Annotated in this window: 19 protein-coding genes; 14 read left to right on the top strand and 5 right to left on the bottom strand. The window is 66.9% G+C overall.

The features are described 5' to 3' along the window. The 12 genes from BACI349Y_RS11990 to xerD all read left to right on the top strand — a co-directional run. On the top strand, window positions 1–472 hold a 472-nt coding region (locus tag BACI349Y_RS11990), incomplete at its 5' end, for a DNA-3-methyladenine glycosylase (RefSeq protein WP_159632290.1). Window positions 473–523: 51 nt separating this feature from the next. Then, the gene (locus BACI349Y_RS11985; RefSeq protein WP_159632289.1) at window positions 524–2,752 is read left to right on the top strand and encodes a HelD family protein; all 2,229 of its coding nucleotides are present in this window, start codon (window positions 524–526) and stop codon (window positions 2,750–2,752) included. A 34-nt stretch (window positions 2,753–2,786) separates the two neighbouring features. Further along, complete coding sequence (gene tyrS / locus BACI349Y_RS11980) at window positions 2,787–4,100, top strand: tyrosine--tRNA ligase (RefSeq protein ID WP_159632288.1); 1,314 nt, start codon at window positions 2,787–2,789, stop codon at window positions 4,098–4,100. 384 nt (window positions 4,101–4,484) lie between these two features. Then, window positions 4,485–5,999, top strand: coding sequence for a tetratricopeptide repeat protein (locus BACI349Y_RS11975; protein WP_236560811.1), 1,515 nt, complete (start codon window positions 4,485–4,487; stop codon window positions 5,997–5,999). A 6-nt stretch (window positions 6,000–6,005) separates the two neighbouring features. Then, a complete protein-coding gene (locus tag BACI349Y_RS11970; protein WP_159632287.1) occupies window positions 6,006–6,995 on the top strand; it encodes an HAD-IIA family hydrolase in 990 nt (329 codons plus the stop codon). A gap of 9 nt (window positions 6,996–7,004) precedes the next feature. Beyond that, complete coding sequence (locus tag BACI349Y_RS11965; RefSeq protein WP_159632286.1) at window positions 7,005–7,256, top strand: hypothetical protein; 252 nt, start codon at window positions 7,005–7,007, stop codon at window positions 7,254–7,256. After that, window positions 7,256–8,071 (top strand): TlyA family RNA methyltransferase, encoded by an 816-nt coding sequence (locus BACI349Y_RS11960; RefSeq protein ID WP_159632285.1) that lies wholly within the window; start codon window positions 7,256–7,258, stop codon window positions 8,069–8,071. The genes BACI349Y_RS11965 and BACI349Y_RS11960 overlap by 1 nt, the downstream gene beginning before the upstream one ends. A 13-nt stretch (window positions 8,072–8,084) precedes the next feature. Beyond that, window positions 8,085–9,110 carry an NAD kinase gene (locus tag BACI349Y_RS11955; RefSeq protein ID WP_159632284.1) on the top strand — a complete coding sequence of 342 codons (1,026 nt, stop codon included), beginning with the start codon at window positions 8,085–8,087 and terminating at the stop codon, window positions 9,108–9,110. A gap of 4 nt (window positions 9,111–9,114) precedes the next feature. Further along, window positions 9,115–10,854: a DNA repair protein RecN gene (gene recN / locus BACI349Y_RS11950; RefSeq protein WP_159632283.1), complete on the top strand. Its 1,740-nt coding sequence runs from the start codon at window positions 9,115–9,117 to the stop codon at window positions 10,852–10,854. 134 nt (window positions 10,855–10,988) lie between these two features. After that, window positions 10,989–12,764, top strand: a complete 1,776-nt coding sequence (locus BACI349Y_RS11945; protein ID WP_159632282.1) for a CTP synthase — start codon at window positions 10,989–10,991, stop codon at window positions 12,762–12,764. Window positions 12,765–12,789: 25 nt separating this feature from the next. Further along, on the top strand, window positions 12,790–13,449 hold the full coding sequence (locus BACI349Y_RS11940) for an NUDIX domain-containing protein (protein ID WP_159632281.1): 660 nt from the start codon (window positions 12,790–12,792) through the stop codon (window positions 13,447–13,449). After that, window positions 13,449–14,489 carry a site-specific tyrosine recombinase XerD gene (gene xerD, locus BACI349Y_RS11935; RefSeq protein WP_201302434.1) on the top strand — a complete coding sequence of 347 codons (1,041 nt, stop codon included), beginning with the start codon at window positions 13,449–13,451 and terminating at the stop codon, window positions 14,487–14,489. Before BACI349Y_RS11940 ends, xerD begins: the two co-directional genes overlap by 1 nt. A 21-nt stretch (window positions 14,490–14,510) precedes the next feature. Here xerD and BACI349Y_RS11930 read toward each other — a convergent pair whose 3' ends face one another. Beyond that, a complete protein-coding gene (locus tag BACI349Y_RS11930) occupies window positions 14,511–15,212 on the bottom strand; it encodes a hypothetical protein (protein WP_201302433.1) in 702 nt (233 codons plus the stop codon). Window positions 15,213–15,290: 78 nt separating this feature from the next. Here BACI349Y_RS11930 and BACI349Y_RS11925 point away from each other — a divergent pair, with 78 nt between their 5' ends. After that, window positions 15,291–15,773 (top strand): 8-oxo-dGTP diphosphatase, encoded by a 483-nt coding sequence (locus tag BACI349Y_RS11925; protein ID WP_159632280.1) that lies wholly within the window; start codon window positions 15,291–15,293, stop codon window positions 15,771–15,773. A gap of 83 nt (window positions 15,774–15,856) precedes the next feature. Here the strand turns inward: BACI349Y_RS11925 and BACI349Y_RS11920 are convergent, their stop codons facing one another. From BACI349Y_RS11920 to BACI349Y_RS11905, 4 genes are all read right to left on the bottom strand, one after another. Then, window positions 15,857–16,996 carry a bifunctional 2-methylcitrate synthase/citrate synthase gene (locus tag BACI349Y_RS11920; protein ID WP_159632279.1) on the bottom strand — a complete coding sequence of 380 codons (1,140 nt, stop codon included), beginning with the start codon at window positions 16,994–16,996 and terminating at the stop codon, window positions 15,857–15,859. Window positions 16,997–17,058: 62 nt separating this feature from the next. Continuing rightward, window positions 17,059–17,961: a methylisocitrate lyase gene (gene prpB, locus BACI349Y_RS11915; protein WP_159632278.1), complete on the bottom strand. Its 903-nt coding sequence runs from the start codon at window positions 17,959–17,961 to the stop codon at window positions 17,059–17,061. After that, window positions 17,961–19,481: an MmgE/PrpD family protein gene (locus tag BACI349Y_RS11910; protein WP_159632277.1), complete on the bottom strand. Its 1,521-nt coding sequence runs from the start codon at window positions 19,479–19,481 to the stop codon at window positions 17,961–17,963. The genes prpB and BACI349Y_RS11910 overlap by 1 nt, the downstream gene beginning before the upstream one ends. Then, complete coding sequence (locus tag BACI349Y_RS11905) at window positions 19,474–20,130, bottom strand: GntR family transcriptional regulator (protein ID WP_159632276.1); 657 nt, start codon at window positions 20,128–20,130, stop codon at window positions 19,474–19,476. Before BACI349Y_RS11905 ends, BACI349Y_RS11910 begins: the two co-directional genes overlap by 8 nt. Window positions 20,131–20,303: 173 nt before the next feature. Here BACI349Y_RS11905 and BACI349Y_RS11900 point away from each other — a divergent pair. Continuing rightward, on the top strand, window positions 20,304–22,155 hold a 1,852-nt coding region (locus BACI349Y_RS11900; protein ID WP_159632275.1), incomplete at its 3' end, for a propionyl-CoA synthetase.

The following is a 22,155-nucleotide window of genomic DNA, read 5'->3' as shown; positions in this document are numbered from 1 at the left end:
CGCCCCCATGTTCGGCCCCGCCGGCCACCTCTACGTCTACTTCACCTATGGAATGCACCACTGCACCAACATCGTGTGCGGTCCGGCCGGCGTCGCGTCCGCCCTGCTGCTCCGGGCGGGGGAGGTGGTGGACGGGCTGGAGCTGGCCCGGCTGCGCCGTCCGACGTCCAAAACTCCTGCGGACCTTGCCAGCGGGCCGGCCCGCCTTGCCAAAGCGCTGGGATTGACGACGGCGGACAGCGGCCGCGACGCGCTGGCTCCGCCGTTCCGGCTGGAACTTCCGTCCGTTCCCGCCGGCGCGGTCAGTTCCGGTCCCCGGGTGGGGGTGGCCGGCGCCGGAGGCACGGACGAATACGCCTGGCGGTACTGGCTGACCGGCGACCCTACCGTGTCCAGATACAAGGCAGCGAAGCCGCGGACCCGGAAGCAGGCAGCGGAACCCCGGCCGGATGCAACGTTTCACCGGCGTTAACGGAAATGGTTGTAGAATGGACGGTCTGTCTTTTGCGATAGGGGAACGTTAATGCTTGACGCCGAATTGGCCCACGAACGGGAGTATGTAGCCGGCCTGTATGCCCGGCTGGAGGAACTCCGGGAGGAGAAGCGCCGCCAGTTGGCGCAGGTCCGTCGTGCCGGAGCCGTGGGCACCATGCAGAACGTTTCGGAGCGGGACGCGTTCGCAGCACTGTATGAGGACCGCCTGGCGCAGCTGGACGCCGTGGATGACCGGCTGGTTTTTGGCCGCCTGGACCTGGACTCCGGCGAAGCACAGTACATCGGCCGCATTGGCCTCACCACCGAGGACCTGCAGCGTCTCATGGTGGACTGGCGTGCCCCCGAGGCCGGGCACTTCTACCAGGCCACGGCCTTTGACCGGCAGGGCGTCCGCCGCCGCCGGCACCTGATCCTGCAGGGACGCGAGGTCAAGGCCATCGAGGACGATGTCCTGGACGCCGGGATGCTCACGGACGACGAATCGCTCCAGGGCGAAGGTGCCCTGCTGGCTGCCCTGAACTCCAAGCGGACCGGCCGCATGTCGGACATCGTCAGCACCATCCAGTCGGAGCAGGACCGGATCATCCGCTCCTCCATCTCCGGCGCCGTCGTGGTTCAGGGCGGCCCCGGCACGGGCAAGACCGCTGTGGCCCTGCACCGCGCCGCCTACCTGCTCTATACCCACCGTGACCGGCTCAAGAGTGCCGGCGTGCTGCTGGTGGGGCCGTCGTCGTCGTTCATGAAGTACATCGAACGGGTGCTGCCTTCTCTGGGTGAGACCGGCGTGGTCATGGCCAGCCTCGGCCGCCTGATGCCCGGCATCCACGCCGTGCCCGAAACAGACGCCGACGTCGCCGCCATCAAGGGGCGGCTGGACATGGCCGCCATCGTGGCCAACGCCGTCTCCAACCGCATGCGCGTCCCCGCCCAGAACCGGATCCTCGAAGTGGACGGCCGCAAGCTGACCCTTACGCCCCGGCAGGTGCGCCGCGCGCGGGAACGCGCCCGCGCCACCGGAAAGCCGTACAACGAGGCCCGCGTAACGTTCGTGAAGATCCTGCTGCGCGAACTGACCGAGCAGATGACCGAGCTCGTCGAGGCCGGAAACATTGGCAACAACGCAGACCGCTCCTACCTGGCCGAGGACGTCCGGACCGCCCGGGACGTCCGGATCGCCCTGAACCTGTGCTGGATGCCCATGACGCCGGAGAAGCTGATCTCCGACCTCTTCAGCAAGCCGGAAGTGCTGGAATTCTGCACCCCCCACCTGACCCCTGCCGAGCGGGCGCTGCTGCAGCGTCCGGCCGATGCGCCGTGGACCGAGTCCGACGTCCCGCTGCTGGATGAGGCCGCCGAGCTGCTTGGGGAGCTGGACCCGGCCGCAGGCCGCGGGCTGGCCCAGCAGGAGCACGACCGTGCCCGGGACCTCGCCAACGCAAAGCAGACCCTGGTCAACATGGAGGCCGCCGGCGTCGATCCGTTGATGTCCGCAGAGGAGCTCGCGGAGCAGAACCGGGAGCAGGAAGCCCGGCAGACGGCAGCCGAACGCGCAACGAGCGACCGCACGTGGGCGTTCGGGCACATCGTCGTGGATGAGGCCCAGGAGCTTTCGCCCATGCAATGGCGTCTGCTGGTGCGCCGCTGCCCGTTGAAGTCCTTCACTATCGTGGGCGACATTGCCCAGACCAGCTCCGTTGCCGGGGCCAATTCCTGGCAGGGGGCGCTGGCCCCGATGTTCGGCGACCGCTGGCAGCTGGAGGAGCTGACCGTCAACTACCGCACCCCGTCCCAGATCGCCGAGGCCGCCGTCAGGATGGCCAACGCCGCGGGCCTGGTGGTCTCCGCACCCAAGGCCGTCCGCGAGGGCCGCTGGGCCCCCATCATCGACGAGGTGCCCGCCGGCGGCATCGTGGACCGGCTGGTGGAGGTCCTTCCGGAGGAGCTTGCGGCGCTCGACGGCGGCCTGCTCGCCGTGATTGCCGACGGTGACCTCCTGCCCCAGGCAACGGCGGCCCTCCGTGCCGTATACGGCCGCAGGATCGGCACCGGGGCCGGCAGCTACGAGCAGGACATCGTGGTCATCAGCCCGCGTGAGGCAAAGGGCCTGGAGTTCGACGGCGTCGTGGTCCTGGAACCCTCCGTGATGCTCAACCACGAACACGGCAAAGTGGGGGACCTGTACGTCGCCATGACCCGCGCCACGCAGAGGCTGCGGCTGATCGCGGCGCAACCGGTCCCCGCCGGTATTGCCGGCTGACGGGGCAATCGGCGTTACTGCTAACTTAGGAAGCGTGCCAGAACTGAACATCCTCGAACCGCAGCGCAACGACCCCACTTTCGCCAATATTTGGCAGGAACTGAAGTGGCGTGGGCTGGTCCATGTTTCCACCGATGAAGCGGAGCTCGAAAAGCTGCTCGCCAACGGGCCGGTCACGTACTATTGCGGCTTCGACCCCACCGCGCCGAGCCTGCACCTGGGCAACCTGGTCCAGCTCCTGGTCATGCGGCGGCTTCAGCTGGCAGGGCACAAGCCCCTCGGCCTGGTGGGCGGGTCCACCGGCATGATCGGGGACCCGCGTCCGACGGCGGAACGCACCTTGAACACCAAGGACACGGTGGCGGAGTGGGTTGGCTACCTCCAGGCCCAGGTGCAGCGCTTCCTCAGCTTCGAGGGGGACAACGCTGCCAGGATGGTGAACAACCTGGACTGGACGGCGCCGCTGAGCGCCATCGACTTCCTGCGTGAAGTGGGCAAGCACTTCCGCGTGGGCACCATGCTGCGCAAGGACGCCGTGGCATCCCGGTTGAACTCCGATGAAGGCATCAGCTACACCGAGTTCAGCTACCAGATCCTGCAGGGCATGGACTACCTGCAGCTTTACCGCGACTACGGCTGCGTCCTGCAGACCGGCGGCTCGGACCAGTGGGGCAACCTCACCAGCGGTACGGAATTGATCCGGAAGGTGGAGGGCAAGAGCGTCCACGCCCTGGGGACCCCGCTCATCACCAACTCTGACGGAACCAAGTTCGGCAAGAGCGAGGGCAACGCCATCTGGCTCGATGCCGGCATGTGCAGCCCGTATGCGTTCTACCAGTTCTGGCTCAACACTGCGGACGCGGACGTGGTGGACCGGCTCAAGGTGTTCACCTTCCTGACCCGCGCGGAGATTGAAGAGATTGCCGTTTCGGTGGCGGAGCGTCCGTTTGCCCGTGAGGGTCAGCGGAAGCTTGCCTTCGAAGTGACCTCGTTGGTGCACGGCGTTGACGCCACCGAAAAGGTCATCGCAGCTTCGGCGGCGCTCTTCGGCAACGGCGATTTGGCCGCATTGGACAAGGCAACCCTGCAGGCTGCAACGTCCGAACTTCCTTCCACCACAGTGCAGGTGGATGAGATGGGGATTGTGGACCTGCTGGTGGCGTCCGGTCTTTCCGAAAGCAAGTCCGCCGCACGCCGGACCGTGGGTGAAGGCGGAGCCTACGTGAACAACGAGAAAGTCTCGGATCCTGAAGCTGTGATCTCCGAGTCGGAGCTCCTGCATGGCCAGTACCTGCTCCTGCGCCGGGGCAAGAAGAACCTGGCGACAGTGGAAGTACTGGTCCCGTAACCGCGGGAGCGCAACCTACCACCTGCACGCCCCTCGGCGGCCGATTTGCGCGGCCGCGGAGGGGCGTGTATTGTTTTCTGAGTCGCCGCCGCTGAGTGGTGACAAACCCCCAACTGATATTGAGAAGCAATTCTCGGCCATGCGGTGCATGGAACGAAGAATGCTTCCCATTTTGCTGGGCGGATTCATTCCGCAGAGTAAATTCCGGGAAAACAACCGGATTTGCAAAAGCGAATATGAATGAAATAAGATAAAAACATCGCAGCGAAGAAATACGGAAAAGAAATTCTTTTTTGAATTGTTCCGGGAATATTCGAATGTGTCTGTTGTTTGAGAACTCAATAGTGTGCCAAGTTTGTTGATACCGATTATGTATGTAATTGGTTGAATTTGCCGAATCGTGCCGCCCCTGTGGTGTGGTTTGGTGTTTTTAGCTGGTTTCAAAGCCGTGGTTTTGGCGGCGGTGACCGTGACCGTAAGCCGTTTGGTGACCGTCCGCGCCGCGATGGCGAGGGTGATCGCCGTGGTTTTGGCGGCGGTGACCGTGACCGTAAGCCGTTTGGTGACCGTCCGCGCCGCGATGGCGAGGGTGATCGCCGTGGTTTTGGCGGCGGTGACCGTGACCGTAAGCCGTTTGGTGACCGTCCCCGTCGCGATGGCGAGGGTGATCGCCGTGGTTTTGGCGGCGGCGATAACCGCAAGCCGTTCGGAGACCGGCAGGACCGGGCTCCCCGCAGCTTCGACCGCGGTGACTCCCGCGCCGAGTCCGGCCGTGGAGCCGGCCCCCGCAGCTTTGGCCGCGATCTCCAGGAAGACCGTCCTGTCCGCGTCCCCAACGCCGCTGACCTCCGCAGCGCCAACCGCCCGGACCGGGAACGCTCACCCGAAATCGATGAAGACGTCACGGGTAAAGAACTGGACCGCGCCACCCAGCACCAGATCAAGACCCTCGAAGCCAAGAGCTCGGAATGGGTGGCCCGCCACCTGGTGATGGCCGGCCGCCTCATCGATGACGAGCCGGAGCTTGCCTTCCAGCACGCCCTGGCAGCCAGCCGCCGCGGCGGCCGGCTCGCCGCTGTCCGGGAAGCCGTTGGCCTGACAGCCTACGCCGCCGGGCACTACGGTGAGGCGCTCCGCGAGTTCCGCACCTTCCGCCGTATCAGTGGTTCCAACGTCCACCTCCCCATCATGGCGGACTGCGAGCGTGGCCTGGGACGCCCCGACCGTGCCCTGGATGTGGCGCGCTCTGAGGAAGCCCAGGACCTGGATGCCCCCGGCAAGGTGGAACTGGCAATCGTCGCCGCCGGTGCGCGCACCGACCTGGGCCAGCTTGACGCGGCAGTAGCCGAACTTGAAATCCCGCAGCTGGACATGAACCGCGCGTTCTCCTACAGCCCGCGCCTCTTCCGCGCCTACGCCGATGCGCTGGCTGCAGTGGGGCGCGAAGACGAGTCGCAGAAGTGGAGCCGGCAGGCCGTCGTGGCAGAAAATGCCCTGGGCCTGGGCGCTGACGAAGAACCCGAAATCATCGACCTCGGCTGGGACGAGGAAGAGGAAGCCCGGGAAGAGGCAGAACGCCAGCGGATGCTGGACCGCGCCTCCAAGGGCACTGGGCCCGAAACGCCCGCAGCAGGTTCCACGGAGGCAGCTTCCGGGAGCGCCCGCGCAGCCGAGGCGAAGTCCTCACAGGACAGCAGCATCGACGACCAGGATGCCGACTACTTCGTTTCCGACGATGCAGAATCGGACCAGGACTCGGTGGAACACGACGAGCTCCACTCCGTGCCCGCGGACGACGCCGATGCGGACGACGCCGGTGCTGACGATGCCAGCGCAGACGACACCGCTGCCCAAGACAACGCAGGCATTGAGCACGACGAAGACCGCCGGGAAGACTGAACACAGATGAGCGATGTTTCCCTGGTTTCCCGCTTCGACGCACTCCTCGCCGACCTGGACGGCGTGGTCTACGCCGGGCCCCACGCCATTCCCGGAGCTGTTGAGTCGCTGAAGCAGCTTTCCGGGCTGGGCATTGGCCTGGGCTATGTCACCAACAACGCCTCCCGGTCACCGGCGGAAGTGGCCGCGCATCTCCGTGAGCTGGGTGCGCCGGCAGAGGACAACCAGGTGGTCAGTTCATCCCAGGCGGCGGCCGAGCTGCTCGCCTCGATGCTGGCTCCGGGGTCAAGGATCCTCATCACCGGCAGTCCGGCCCTCGCCCGCGAAATTGAGCTGGCGGGCCTGGTCCCGGTGGCCGGCCAGGATGAGGACCCGGTCGCCGTGGTCCAGGGTTTCAGCCCTGCCATTGGCTGGAAGGACCTGGCGGAAGCCACCTATGTGGTGAACGCCGGTGCCCTCTGGGTGGCCACCAACACGGACATGTCGATTCCCCAGGCGCGCGGCATCGCTCCTGGAAACGGCACCCTGGTGGCGGCGGTCGCTGCGGCCACCGGGCAGCAGCCGAAAGTCGCGGGTAAGCCGGAAGCGCCGCTTTTCCATTCGGCCGCCAAGCGGCTTGGCGCCGGGCGCCCCCTGGTGGTGGGCGACCGGCTGGACACGGACATCCTGGGCGGCAACAACGCCGGCTTCGCCACCGTGGCCGTCCTGACCGGCGTCGACACGCGCGAGACGATCCTGGCGGCCCGCGCCGCGGAACGTCCCGCGTACATCATCGAAAACCTTACGGACCTGCACCGGCCATACCCGGAGATAACGCACGACGACGGCACTTACACGTGCGGGCAGTCGACGGCGCGCGTGGCCAACGGAGCAGTGGGCATCATTGGCAGCCAGGACGACCTCAACTCGTGGCGCGCGGCGTGTGCCGCATGGTGGGCCGGGACGCCTGACGCGTCAACCCCGCAGGCGCCCAAGCTGGTGTGGCTGGATCACTAGACTGGTTCTATGACCGAGCTGACCGAACCGGACCATCCGACAGACCAGCCGGCACCGGAGTGGCCCCAGGCCCCCGGGCAGGACATCAGGGATCCGCAGGTGGCACAGGCCACTGCCAGGCTTCTCGACCTGCCCGGCCTTCCGGCAGCGGAGCACGAAGCCGTTTACAACGTGCTGCACGATGAACTGCTGGCCGCCCTCAACAGCGAACCCGCAGACAGCGGTCCCACAGGCAGCGAAAAGACCGGCGGGGCCGCCTGATGCCGGTACGCCTCGACCAGGCATTGGTGGCCCGCGGACTGGCCAGGTCCCGGACGCACGCAGCCTCGCTGATTGCCGAGGGCAAGGTCCGTTCCGGCGGCCAGGTCCTTGCCAAGGCCTCCCTGCAGGTTGACGACAGCCGGGACCTGGCCGTCGAACATGATGACCAGGACACCTACGCCAGCCGTGCCGGGCACAAGCTGGCCGGCGCCCTGGACGCATTCCCGGAGGTTTCGGCCCAAGGCAAAAGGTGCCTCGACGCCGGTGCCTCCACCGGCGGCTTCACGGACGTCCTGCTGAGGCGCGGGGCCGCACACGTGGTGGCGGTCGACGTCGGGCACGGCCAGCTGGTGCCGCACCTCCGGGACGACCCCCGCGTGGAGGTCCACGAGGGCATGAACGTCCGGTACATGGCGCCCGCGGACATCGGCGGCCCGGCCGCCCTGACCGTCGCCGACCTGTCCTTCATCTCCCTCACCCTTGTGGTGCAGCCGCTGGCTGACTGCACGGAGCCCGGCGGCGACCTGGTGCTGATGGTCAAGCCGCAATTCGAGATCGGTAAGGACCGCCTGGGCCGCACCGGCGTGGTGACGTCGGAGCGCGAGCGGCGGATGGCCGTGGAAAAGGTGGCCAAGGCGGCGCTCGACGCCGGCCTGGACCTGTGCGGCCTTGCGGCCAGTCCGCTGCCCGGACAGGACGGAAACGTCGAATACTTCCTGTGGATAAAACGCAGGATCACCCAAGACTTGCCTAAGATCGAAGAGCGTGAGGCAGCAGCTGCTGCTTTGCTCGGACAAATCTGGCCGAACCACTAGAGAGCGGAACCTGATGAGCAGGCGTGTACTGGTCCTTGCCCACACCGGCCGCGAGGAGTCACTGAAAGCCGCCTGGGAAGCCTGCGCCCTGCTGCATGCTTCAGGCATGGTCCCCGTGATGCAGGAGTCCGAACTGGGCGACATGGAACGGTTCTTCGGGCACCTGGCCCAGCCGGTGGAGGTGCTCCACGACCACGTCCAGCTGCCCGATGTGGAACTGGTCATGGTCCTTGGCGGCGATGGAACCATCCTCCGGGCCGCTGAGCTGGTCCGCGAGGTGGACGTGCCGCTGCTGGGCGTGAACCTGGGCCATGTGGGCTTCCTGGCTGAAAGCGAGCGGGCGGACCTTGCCCAGACCGTGGAGTGGATTGCCAGCCGCGAGTACACCGTTGAAGAGCGGATGACCATCGATGTCCAGGTCTGGGTGCGCGGCCAGAAGATTTGGCACACCTGGGCTTTAAACGAGGCCGCCATCGAGAAAGCCAACAGGGAACGGATGCTCGAGGTGGTGACCGAGGTGGACGAGCGACCGCTGACGTCCTTCGGCTCCGACGGCATCGTGCTGGCCACCCCCACGGGCTCCACGGCTTACGCGTTCTCCGCCGGGGGTCCCGTGGTGTGGCCGGAGGTGGAGGCGCTGGTGATCGTGCCCATCAGTGCGCATGCGCTCTTCGCCAAGCCCCTTGTCGTATCGCCCCGTTCCAGGCTCGCTGTTGAGGTGCTGGGACGCACCGACGCCCAGGGTGTCCTGTGGTGCGATGGCCGGCGCTCGGTGGACCTGCCGCCCGGCGCCCGCGTGGAAGTGACCAAATCGGCCACCCCGGTCCGGCTGGCCCGCACCCACCAGACCCCCTTCTCGGCCCGCCTGGTCCGCAAGTTCGAGCTGCCCATCCATGGCTGGCGCGGTCCGGTGCCCAAGTCCGACGCCGTGCACACCGGTCCCATCCCCATTGTGCGGACGCCACGGCCCATGCCGCCGCTGCCGGTACCGCATGCGGAGAACCCTGGCAGCGATCCCGATCCGTCGACTGCGAAGTGAAGCCATGCTTGAAGAACTGAGAATCCGCGATCTGGGCGTCATCACCGACGCAACGCTTCCGCTTGGCCCGGGACTGAGCGTGGTGACCGGCGAAACCGGTGCCGGCAAGACCATGGTGGTCACCGCCGTCGGACTGCTCCTCGGGGCGCGTTCCGATGCCGGCGCCGTCCGGAGCGGCGCAAAAAGTGCCACCGCGGAAGCGGTGCTCAAGCTCGACGCCGGACATCCGGCCATCGCCCGTGCGCTTGATGCCGGTGCCGAAGCCGAGGAGTTCGACGGCGGCGCCGAGCTCATCCTGGCCCGCCGCCTGGGTGCGGACGGCCGCAGCCGTGCGTTCCTCGGTGGGCGGGCTGCGCCGGTGGGCGTCCTGGCCGAGATCGGCGAATCGCTGGTGGTGGTGCACGGCCAGTCGGACCAGATCAGGCTCAAGAGCGCCACGGCCCAGCGGGAAGCCCTGGACAAGTTCGCCGGGGACAGCCTGGCCGGACCGCTGTCCGCGTACCAGGAGCTGTACAGCAGGTGGAAGGCCAGTCAGGCAGAACTGGACAGCCTGCGGAGCGCCGCACGGGACAGGCTCCGCGAAGCCGAATCCCTGGAGGCGGCCCTGGCCGAAATCGACGAGGTGGATCCGCAGCCGGGGGAGGACGAGCTCCTGAAGGCCGAGGCCGTCAAGCTCGCCAACGTCGAGGAACTGCGGATTGCCGCCAGCACGGCACACCAGGCCCTCATCGCCGAGGACTTCGGCGAGACCGGTGACGCCACCACCCTGGTGGATTCCGCCAAACGCACCCTGGAGCATGTGGCCGAGCACGACGCCGAACTCGGTTCCGCCGCCGCGCGGCTGGCGGAAGTGGGCTTCCTGCTCAATGACATCGCCACCGAACTGGCCAGTTACCAGGCCGGCCTGGACTCGGAGGGCCCGGAACGGCTCGCCGAGATCGAGGACCGGCGGGCAGCCCTGGCCAAGCTGGTCCGCAAATACGCCCCAACCATCGACGAAGTGCTGGAGTGGGCCGAAAAGGCCCGCGTCCGGTACGACGAGCTGCAGGACGACTCCTCCCGCATCGAAGCCCTGGACGCGGAGGTGGTCCGCGCCGAAGCAGAACTGACCAAGCAGTCGGCAGCCATCAGCAGGATCCGGGCCAAAGCAGCCAAGGACCTCTCTGCCCGGGTCAGTGCCGAGCTGAAGGCCCTGGCCATGGCCGACGCCACCCTGGTGATCAACCTCGAGTCCGCGGGGCAGCTGGGCCCCCACGGCGCGGACGAGATCACCTTCCTGCTGCAGCCGCACTCCGGAGCCCCGGCCCGGCCTCTGGGCAAAGGCGCGTCCGGTGGTGAACTGTCACGGGTGATGCTTGCCATCGAGGTGGTGCTCGCCGCCGTCGACCCCGTCCCCACGTTTGTGTTCGACGAGGTCGACGCCGGTGTGGGCGGACGCGCCGCCGTCGAGATTGGCCGCCGGCTGGCCATGCTGGCACGCCACGTGCAGGTGCTGGTGGTCACGCACCTTCCCCAGGTGGCCGCCTTTGCCGACCAGCACATCACCGTGACCAAAACGTCCGTCAGGGGAGCCGACGGCGGCACCGCCACCGGCTTCACCTCCAGTGACGTCCGCCTCCTTGACGGGCCGGAACGGGTGCGTGAACTCGCCCGCATGCTGGCCGGCCAGGAAGACTCCGAGTCCGCCCAGGCCCACGCCCAGGAACTGCTGGACGACGCCAAACTCCTGCCACAGCGGGCCTGACGCGGCAAAAGCGGGGGGAGCGGGCCGGTTGGCCTTCAATTAGCCGGATGGACGCCCCTTGATTCAGCGGCCCCATCCCAGCAGACTGGAACGCTTGGGTGCAGGTTCGGCCCGATCCGTGGAAGGCTCAATTGATGATAGGCTCGAATTCCGTGGTGCAGCGATCAAATTCCCGTGTAAATTCCCGGTTCCCGGGCTCCTCCAAGATGACCAAGCACATCTTCGTCACCGGCGGTGTGGCGTCCTCACTCGGTAAAGGACTGACGGCCTCCAGCCTCGGTCACCTGCTCCGGGCACGCGGCCTGTCCGTCACGATGCAGAAGCTCGATCCCTACCTGAATGTGGATCCGGGCACGATGAACCCCTTCCAGCACGGTGAGGTCTTCGTCACTGACGATGGCGCCGAAACGGACCTGGACATCGGGCACTACGAGCGCTTCCTCGATGAGAACCTTGAGGGTTCCGCGAACGTGACCACCGGCCAGGTGTACTCCACCGTGATCGCCAAGGAACGGCGTGGCGAATACCTCGGCGACACCGTCCAGGTCATCCCGCACATCACGGACGAGATCAAGCGCCGCATGCGGCTGCCTGCTGAAGGCAAGAACGCCCCCGACGTCATCATCACCGAAATCGGCGGCACCGTTGGCGACATCGAGTCCCAGCCGTTCCTCGAATCGGCCCGCCAGGTCCGCCAGGACGTGGGACGCGGCAACGTCTTCTTCGTGCACGTGTCACTGGTCCCCTACATCGGACCGTCGCAGGAACTGAAGACCAAGCCCACCCAGCACTCGGTGGCGGCCCTGCGCTCCATCGGTATCCAGCCCGAAGCCATCGTCATCCGCTCCGACCGCGAGATCCCCGAAGCCATGCGCGCCAAGATCGGCCGCATGTGCGACGTCGACCTCGAAGCCGTCATCGGCTGCCCGGACGCGCCCAGTATCTACGACATCCCCAAGACCCTGCACGCCCAGGGTCTGGACTCCTACATCGTCCGTGCACTGGACCTGCCGTTCAAGGACGTGGACTGGACCAGCTGGGACCGCCTCCTGGAGGCCGTCCACAACCCCAAGCACCAGGTCGAAATCGCCCTGGTGGGCAAGTACATCGACCTTCCGGACGCCTACCTCTCGGTGACTGAGGCCCTGCGTGCCGGCGGCTTCGCCAATGAGGCCAAGGTCAAGATCCGTTGGGTCCCTTCGGACGAGTGCGAGACCCGTGAGGGTGCCATCAAGGCGCTCGACGGTGTGGACGCCATCTGCGTGCCGGGCGGTTTCGGTATCCGTGGCCTCGAAGGCAAGCTGGGCGCCCTCAAGTTCGCCCGCGAGACCAAGCTGCCTGTGCTGGGCCTGTGCCTTGGCCTGCAGTGCATGGTCATCGAGTACGCCCGCAACGTGGTGGGCATGGAAGGTGCTTCCTCCAGCGAGTTCGAGCCGGATTCCAAGTACCCGGTCATCGCCACCATGGAGGAGCAGCTGGAGTTCGTGGAAGGCCGTGGCGACCTGGGCGGCACCATGCGCCTTGGCCTCTACGAAGCCAAGCTGGACGAGGGCTCGGTCATCGCCGGTACCTACGGCAAGACCACGGTCAGCGAACGGCACCGGCACCGCTACGAGGTCAACAACAAGTACCGCCAGCAGATTGCCGAGAAGGGCCTGGTCTTCTCCGGCACCTCCCCGGACGGCAAGCTCGTCGAATTCGTTGAGCTGCCGGCCGACGTCCACCCGTACTACGTGGCGACGCAGGCGCACCCCGAACTGAGTTCGCGGCCCACCCGCCCGCACCCGCTGTTCACCGGACTCGTCAAGGCGGCCCTGGATCACCAGAACGCGAACCACCAGGGTGCCGCCGACACGGACGCTGCCGCGGCAGGGGAGCCTGCAGCATCGGGTAGCGTTACCGCTAAGTAGTCAATAGAACAAAAAGGACGGCGCGATGCCTGGTACACCTGAAGCCACCCCTGCAAAACAGGTTTCGGATGCACCAAGCCCGCGCCGTCTTTTGTCTACGGAGAAGGTCTACCAAGGCCGGATCTGGGACGTCGTCAGTGACACCTTCCAGCTCTCCGAGTCCGGGGACGCCCTGACCCGTGACTACATCGACCACCCGGGTGCTGTCGCCGTCCTGCCCATGAACGGCGAAGGCCAGATCCTGCTGCTGAAGCAGTACCGGCACCCCGTGGGCATGGACCTTTGGGAAGTCCCCGCGGGCTTGCTGGACGTCGAAGGCGAAGACTTCGTGGTGGGGGCGGCGCGGGAACTCGCTGAGGAAGCGGACCTGGCGGCCGGGACATGGAACGTCCTGGCCGATGTCTTCAATTCCCCCGGATCCTCGAGTGAAGCCATCCGGATCTATCTGGCCCGCGACCTCACCGAGGTGCCGCACCACGAGCGCCACGAGCGGACGGACGAGGAAGCAGAGATCGAGTTCCATTGGATCAGCCTGGACGATGCCGTGGCCTCCGTCCTGGCAGGCCGCCTGCACAACCCGTCCGCCGTCGTCGGGATCCTTGCCGCTGCTGCGGCCCGGGCCGGCAACTATGAAGGGCTTCGTCCCGCCGACGCCCCCTGGCCCGCACACCCCAGCCAGCGCTGATGGTTCCGGGTCCCTCGGCTGAAGCGGCTCCGGAGGTCGAACAGGCTCCGAACCCCGGCGCTGCAAACGGTGCCGCCTTGGCCGGTGCTGCCCCGCCCGGAATACCGGCCGCGATCGAAGGCGGAATCACCGATTACCTCCAGCATGTTGGCGTGGAGCGGGGGCTTGCCGTGAACACGCTGGCAGCCTACCGGCGGGACCTCGCCCGCTACGCCCGCTACCTCGCCGCCGCAGGCTGCACACGTCCAGGTGACATCACCCGGCACCACGTCACCGGCTACGTCCGCGCCCTTTCGGACGGTTCCGACGGCGGGTCCACCCTGGGGGTGCGGTCCGCGGCCAGGACGGTGGTGGCGGTGCGGGGACTGCACAAGTTCTGGGCGCTGGAAGGCTACACGCCCGCTGATCCGGCCAGCGAAGTGCACCCGCCGATGGCCGGGAAGAGGCTGCCCAAAGCTATCAGCGTTGACGAGGTGACCCGCATCCTCGAAGCGGCGGGAACTGACACCGCCACGGGACTGCGGGACCGCGCCCTGCTCGAATTCCTCTATTCCACCGGCGCCAGGATCAGCGAAGCGGTGGGCCTGGACGTTGACGACATCTCCCTGGCCGCGCCGGAATCCGGGCCCGCCATTGTCCGCCTGTTCGGCAAGGGGTCCAAGGAACGGCTGGTGCCGCTGGGCTCCTACGGGGCCCGGGCACTGGATGCCTACCTGGTCCGCGGGCGCCCGCTGCTGGCCGCCAAGGGAAAGGGCACGCCCGCGCTGTTCCTTAATGCCCGCGGCGGGAGGATCAGCCGCCAGAGTGCCTGGACCATCCTGAAGGCGGCGGCGGAGAAGGCCAACATCACCCGCGATGTTTCGCCGCACACGCTTCGGCATTCATTCGCCACCCACCTGCTCGAAGGCGGCGCCGACGTCCGTGTGGTGCAGGAGCTGCTTGGCCATGCGTCGGTGACCACCACCCAGGTGTACACACTGGTCACTGCGGATACACTCCGCGAGATCTACGCCGCGGCACACCCGCGGGCACTGGGCTAGGATCCGCGGGCGGGCGGGGGATCATTCCATCACGTTGAGCGTCAGTTCCAGTCCGCTGAGGACCAGGGCCAGGAGGGTAGTGCCGAGCCCGGCCACCAGGAGCAGGCCCGGGTGGGCGAGGCCAATGACCACCCTCCGGAGTTCCGGGGAACGTCGCAGGAACCTTGCCGGGACGCGCGAATTTCCAGGCGCCTGGTGCCAGCCGCGGAGGCGGGCAAGGAACCAGGCGCAACGCACGATCAGGGCCATCCACAGCACAGACACAACCAACGGCACGGCGGCCACGAGGAGATTCAGGCCGAGCGAGGTGACTGCCCGCTCCGATTCACCTGCAAGCGCCTGGACCGTGGTTGAAACCGAGGCGCTGGCCACCACCGAGATGCCCCAGACCAGGAAAGCGGCCGTCAACGCCAGGAACCGCACGAAGAAGTGTGCCAGCACGGACTCTCCCGCGGGCCGCAGGTATGTGCGTGGAGTGGCATGCAGGACGGCCACCGTGCAGCCCAGGGTGGGCAGTGCGGCCATCCCCACGCACGCGTACCAGGCCCAGCCGGCCAGGTCCAGGTATTCGTCGGCGAGCATCAGCAACGCCCACGCTCCGGTCCACAGCCATCCGGCATACAGCGGACTCCTTACCAGCCAGCCAGGCAACCGGACGGTGCTGCGTCCCGGAGGCCGGACTCCCGGAGCGGGCGTGGACTGTTCCCCGCCTTCCGTGTTCATGGGGCTCACTGTAGCAACGGGCACCGGAGCGCGGCACCGCACCGCTGTACGGGGCCGGCGTCACGTTAAGCTGGAGCAATGACCGCAGCCGCTGTGACCCTATGCTTCCTTCTCCGTGACGGGGAAGACGGGGCCGAAGTCCTCCTGGGACTCAAGCAAACCGGGTTCGGCAAAGGCAAGATCGTAGGCATCGGCGGCCACGTTGAGCCGGGGGAGACCGACGCGGAGGCCGTGATCAGGGAAGTCCTTGAAGAGACCGGGGTGGTGCTGCAGGCGGAGGACTTGGTGGATGCCGGATCGGTCCACTTCCTTTTTCCCGCCCGCCCGGAATGGAACATGAAGACCACGCTGTTCACCGCCCGTACCTGGGAGGGCGAACCGCAACCCAGCGACGAGATCCTGCCCGAGTGGTTCCCGGTGGACACCCTCCCGGTGGACCGCATGTGGCAGGACGCGGACCACTGGCTGCCCGTGGTGCTGGAGGGCCGCAGGGTGAACGTAGTGGTCACCATGCACACTGACAACGAGACCGTCGCGTCATCCCGCAGCCTCCTGGGCTGACGCGGCAAACTCCAGGTTGTTAAAAGCCGACGGCGGGCCAGGCACCGCAGTGCCCGCCCGCCGTCGGACGTTCCAACCAAACCCTAGGCCAGGTGCCGTTCCTCCACCCCGTTGTACTCGCTCAACGGGCGGATCAGCGAGTTGGCGTCCAACTGCTCCATGATGTGCGCGGTCCAGCCGGTGATCCGGCTGGCCACGAACAGGGGGGTGAACGTGGGGGTGTCGAAGCCCATCAGGTGGTAGGTGGGCCCCGCCGGGTAGTCCAGGTTCGGCTTGATGGCCTTGGCTTCGTCCATCGCCGTTTCCAGGCCGTTGTACAGCCCCAGCAGTTCGGGGCGGCCGTAGTGGGCAATCATTTTGTCCAGGGCGGCCTTCATGGTGGGAACCCGGGAATCGCCGTGCTTGTACACACGGTGGCCGAACCCCATGACCTTCTTCTTCTGCGCCAGGGCATCCTCCATCCAGGCCTTCGCCCGCGCCGCAGCTTCCTCGAGGGACTCCTCCTGCCGGATGCCGATCTCGTCGAAGGTATGCATTACGGCTTCGTTCGCCCCGCCGTGCAGCGGACCCTTCAGGGCCCCGATGGCTCCGGTTACCGCTGAGTGCAGGTCCGAGAGCGTCGAGGTGATGACGCGCGCGGTGAACGTGGACGCGTTGAAGGAGTGCTCGGCGTAGAGGATCATCGAGACGTTGAAGGCATCCACCACCTCGGGCACCTGTTCCTCGCCGAAGGCCATCCACAGGAAGTTCGCCGAATAGCCCAGGTCATCGCGCGGCTCCACGAGCTCCTGGCCGTGGCGGCGGCGCTGGTCGTAGGCCACCACTGCGGGCATGGCGGCGAACAAGTCCACCGCTTTGCCCATGTTGGCCTCCCGCGACGAGTCCTCCGCCTGCGGGTGCCTGGCGCCCATCACCGAGGCCGCGGTCCGGCAGACATCCATCGGGTGCGAGGTCACCGGCAAGGCGTCGATGACCTGCTTGACCACGGGGTCGAGGGCGCGGCCGGCGCGCTCCCGCGCGGTGAACTCCGCGAGCTGCTCTTTTGTGGGCAGTTCGCCGTTCCACAGCAGGTAGGCCACTTCCTCGAAGCTGCAGCGGGCGGCCAGCTCCTGGACCGGGTAGCCGCGGTAGAGCAGCGAGTTGGTGTCCGGGTTGACCTTCGAAACCGCGGTGTAATCCACCACGACGCCGGCGAGGCCCTTTTTGATCTCATTTTCAGCCATGCTGAAACTCCTTTGTTCCTAACGCCTGTTGACCGGCCGGGGCCGGCAGTCCGGTGGGGGTGTCAGACTCCGGGGATCCGGAAGTTGAACACCCCGGTGTCAAAGTGGTTGTAGGCCTCATAGTCAACGAGGTCGTAGAGCCGGGCACGGGTCAGCATGTTTGGAACCTGTGCCTCCTGGGTGCCGTCGGATTTGATCGATTCCAGAGTACGCTCAGCAGCGCCCATGGCACTACGGAGCAGCGTTACCGGGTAGATGACCATGTTGACGCCCACGCCCGCCAGTTCATCCACGGTGAAGAGCGCGCTCTTGCCGAACTCGGTCATGTTGGCCAGGATCGGCACGTCCACCGCGTCCCGGATGGCCTTGAACTCGCTCAGGTCCTTCATGGCCTCGGGGAAGATTGCATCCGCGCCGGCTTCAACCAGGGCCTTGGCTCGCTGCTGCGCCGCCTCCAGTCCATCGGTGGCCCGGATGTCGGTACGGGCCATGATGAGGAAGTTCGGGTCCCGGCGGGCGTCGGCGGCGGCCCGGATGCGTTTGGTGGCCGTGTCCAGGTCCACCACGTTCTTGCCGTCCAGGTGGCCGCAGCGCTTGGGGTTGAACTGGTCCTCGATGTGGCAGCCGGCCAGGCCGGCGTTTTCCAGTTCCTGGACGGTGCGGGCCACGTTCATCGGTTCACCGAACCCGGTGTCGGCGTCCACGATCGAGGGAAGGTCCGTCATGCGGGCGATCTGGCCCGCCCGGGTGGCTACCTCTGTCAGCGTGGTCAGGCCGATGTCCGGCAGGCCCAGGTCGTTGGCCAGGACGGCGCCGGAAATGTACACCCCGGCGAAGCCCTTCTCCTCGATCAGGCGGGCGGAGAGCGGGTTGAAGGCGCCGGGGAACTGCTGGATGGTCCCGGAGGCCAGCAGTTCCCGGAACCGGATCCGCTTCTGTTCCGGGGTTGTCTTTGAGTACAGCATCAGAAGAGTCCCTTCGGTGCCGCCGCGAGGTCGATCACGCCGGGGGCGGCGGTGATGTTCAGCTGGTCCAGCTCGCCGGCGGCGAGTTCGGGGAGCCGTTCGACGGCGGCGAGGAACCTTTCGATTTCCGCCTCTTCCACCAGGCCGGCGGCCAGCGTGCGGAACTTGTTCACGTACTGTTCCCGGGCGAACGGCCGGGCGCCCAGCGGGTGCGCGTCGGCCACGGCGATCTGGTCCGTGATGACGGTGCCGTCCTTGAGCGTGATCTCCACGGAACCGCCGAAGGCCTTCTCGGCGATGTCCAGGGAGTGGTAGCGGCGGGTCCATTCCGCGTCTTCCACCGTGGTGACCTTGTGCCACAGCTCCACGGTGTCCGGACGCGCGGCGCGCTCCGGGGCGTAGGAGTCCACGTGGTGCCAGGCGCCGTCCTGCAGCGCCACCGTGAAGATGTAGGGGATGGAGTGGTCCAGGGTCTCGCGGCTGGCGGTGGGGCTGTACTTCTGCGGATCGTTCGCGCCGGAGCCGATCACGTAGTGCGTGTGGTGGCTGGTCTTGATCAGCACGGACTCGACGTTGGCCGGGTCGGTGACCTCCGGGTGCTCACCGTGGAGCTTGCGGGCCAGGTCGATCCAGGCCTGCGCCTGGTACTCGGCGGAGTGCTCCTTGGTGTAGGTGTCCATGATGGCGCGCTTGGCCTCGCCCGGCGTCGGCAGCGGCACCATGTAGGAGGCGTCCGGGCCGTCCAGCATCCAGGCGATGACGCCGTCCTCGCCCTCGTAAATCGGCACGGGTGAGGTCTGGCCCCGCATGGCCCGGTCCGCGGACTCGACGGCCATCTTGCCGGCAAACGCCGGGGCGTGCGCCTTCCAGGTGGAGATCTCGCCCTTGCGGGACTGCCGGGTTGCGGTGGTGGTGTGCAGCGCCTGGCCCACCGACTGGAAGATCGTCTCGACGTCGAGGCCCAGCAGGGTGCCGATGCCGGCGGCGGCGGAGGGGCCGAGGTGGGCGACGTGGTCGATCTTGTGCTTGTGCAGGCAGATGGCCTTGACCAGGTTGACCTGGATTTCGTAGCCGGTGGCGATGCCGCGGATGAGGTCGTGCCCGCTGGACCCAACGTGCTGGGCCACGGCGAGGATCGGGGGAATGTTGTCACCGGGGTGGGAGTAGTCGGCTGCGAGGAAGGTGTCGTGGTAGTCGAGTTCCCGTACGGCCACGCCGTTGGCCCAGGCAGCCCATTCCGGTGCAACCCGTTCCTCGATGCCGAAGACCTTGGAGCCCTTGCCTCCGGTGCTGGGACCATGGGTGAGCGCCTGGGCCCGGGCAGCGACGATCGGGGCGCGGTTCAGGGAAGCAATGGCCACCGAGGCGTTGTCGATGACGCGGTTGATGACCATGTCGGTGACTTCGTCGGAGACGGCGACGGGATCGGCCGCGACCTGGGCGATCTTGTAGGCGAGCTGGTCCTCGCGGGGCAGGTTCTCTTCGCTCTTGTAGACGCGGACGTGGTGTTCCTTAACCATGGTGCTCCTTCGGGTGGGATGCGTGGGTTGCTTTGACGTGGGAGAGGCTTCGGTGCAGGTGGACGATCGTCGCCGCCTCAGCGAGCTTCGGGTTGCCGGCTGCGATGGCCTCCGCGATGGCGGCGTGTTCGGCCGCTGCGGCGGTGAGGCGGCGGGCGTCGTCCGCTGCAAGCCGGCGGATCCGGACCAGGTGCACGCGCAGGCTTCGCATGGCCTGGGCCAGGTAGGAGTTGGAGATGGCGGCGTCGATGGCGGCGTCCAGCCGGCCCACCAGTTCGTAATAGTCATGCAGGGCGGGGTCCCCGCCGCTGATCAGCGCGGGGGCATTGAGCAGTTCGCGCTGCAGCTGCTCGAACGTGGCAGCGTCCCCTCGCCGGGCAGCCAGGGCGGCGGCCTTGCCCTCAAGGGTTTCGCGCAGTTCGAACAGTTCGTCGATGTCCTCGAGGGAGATGTCGGTGACCACGACGCCGCGGCCGCCTGCCGTCGTCAGCCCCTCTGCCGTCAGGCGGCCCAGTGCTTCACGGAGCGGTGTGCGCGACACACCAAGGCGTTCGGACTGTTCCACCTCGGCCAGGACAGTACCGGGAGCGAGGCGCCATTCGATGATGTCGTCCCGCAGGGCCGCGTAGGCCTTGTCGCTGGCGCGCATGCAGTTCTCCTTCCTCGGTGACAGCATCAGTGTATACACAAGAGGCGTCGGATTACAGCAAAAGGGGAAAATATTCGGATTCCATCCAATTTCTGTATACATAACCCTTGTGGGGGGCGCACTCTGCCCGCTACCATGAGCTGCATCACAACGTCGTGGACGGGATACCCCTCATGGTCATCAAAAGCTACCGGGACAGCTATCAGCGCAGCCTCGAACAGCCCGAAGATTTTTGGCTGGAGGCAGCGCAGGAGATTTCCTGGACCTCTCCGCCGGGCCGGGCCCTGGACTCCAGCCGGGCACCGCTTTACAGCTGGTTCCCCGACGGCGCCCTGAACACCTGCTACAACGCGCTGGACCGGCACGTCGCCGAGGGCCGCGGAGGGCAGGATGCCCTGATCCATGACTCCGCCATGCTGGGTACACAGCAGCGCTACACCTACGCGGAACTGACGGACCTCGTGGCCCGCTTTGCCGGCGTGCTGCGGCTCCACGGCGTCGGCAAGGGCGACCGCGTGGTGATCTACATGCCCATGATCCCGGAAGCCGCCATCGCCATGCTGGCCACTGCCCGGCTGGGCGCGGTCCACTCGGTGGTCTTTGGCGGCTTCGCGCCCAAGGAGCTCGCCGCGCGCATCCGCGATGCCGCTCCCGCCGCCGTGGTCACCGCCTCCGGCGGGATCGAACCGGCCAGGCGCATCGAATACCTGCCGGCCGTCGCGGAGGCCCTCGGGCTGGCCGGCACGCCCGGCATTCCCGTGGTGGTCAAAGCGCGCGACGGCTTCGCATCGGCGGCCGGGGACCATGCTGGATGGCTGGACTGGGATTCGGCCATGGCTTCGGCCGAACCCGTGGCCCCTGTCGCCGTGCAGGCCACGGACCCGCTGTATATCCTCTACACTTCCGGAACAACGGGCGCGCCCAAGGGCGTGGTGCGGGACAACGGAGGGCACGCCGTCGCCCTGCGCTGGACCCTGCAAAACATTTACGGCATCGGCCCCGGCGACGTGATGTGGACGGCGTCCGACGTTGGCTGGGTGGTGGGGCACTCCTACATCGTTTATGGTCCGTTGCTGGCCGGAGCCACCACCGTGATGTACGAGGGCAAACCGGTGGGCACTCCTGACGCCGGGGCGTTCTGGCGCGTGGTCCAGGACCACAAGGTCAACGTGCTGTTCACCGCTCCCACGGCGCTGCGGGCCATCCGCAAGGCCGATCCGGAGGCATCGCTGCTGGGGAACTACGACGTCTCCAGCCTGCGGACGCTGTTCGCCGCCGGCGAGCGGCTGGACACGGACACGTTCCACTGGGCGTCCAGGGTTTTAGGCGTGCCCGTGGTGGACCACTGGTGGCAGACCGAGACAGGTTGGGCCATTTGCGCCAATCCGCGTGGACTGGAGCCATTGCCCATCAAGGCCGGCTCCCCGAGCGTTCCGATGCCCGGGTTCCGGCTGCGGATCCTCGACGGCGCGGGCGGGGAAGTGGAGCCCGGCACCGAAGGCAACATCGTCCTGGAGCTGCCGTTGCCGCCGGGCACCCTCACCACCCTGTGGAGAAACGATGAACGCTTTATCTCGTCCTACCTACAGGCCTTCGAGGGCTGCTACGCCACGGGCGATTCCGGCTACCGCGACGAGGACGGGTACCTGTTCGTCATGGGCCGCACCGACGACATCATCAATGTTGCCGGACACCGGCTGTCCACCGGCGCCATGGAACAGGTGATCGGCCAGCATCCGGCGGTTGCCGAGTGTGCCGTGATCGGCCTCGCCGACCCCCTCAAGGGCCAGCGCCCCAGCGGCTACGTGGTGCTCAAATCCGGCGTCGACATCCCCGAAGACGTCCTGGCCAAGGACCTGGTGGCCCTGGTCCGGCGGGACATTGGTGCGGTTGCGGACTTCAAGCATGTGACGGTGGTGGACGCGCTGCCCAAGACCCGGTCCGGGAAAATCCTCCGCAAGACCATGCGCCAGATCGCAGACGGCGAGGAGTACACCGTACCCTCAACCATCGAGGATCCCGGGG

The sequence above is a fragment of the Arthrobacter sp. 8AJ genome (assembly GCF_902506025.1).
Lineage (GTDB): Bacteria > Actinomycetota > Actinomycetes > Actinomycetales > Micrococcaceae > Arthrobacter.
This window is presented reverse-complemented; position numbering and strand designations above follow the sequence as displayed.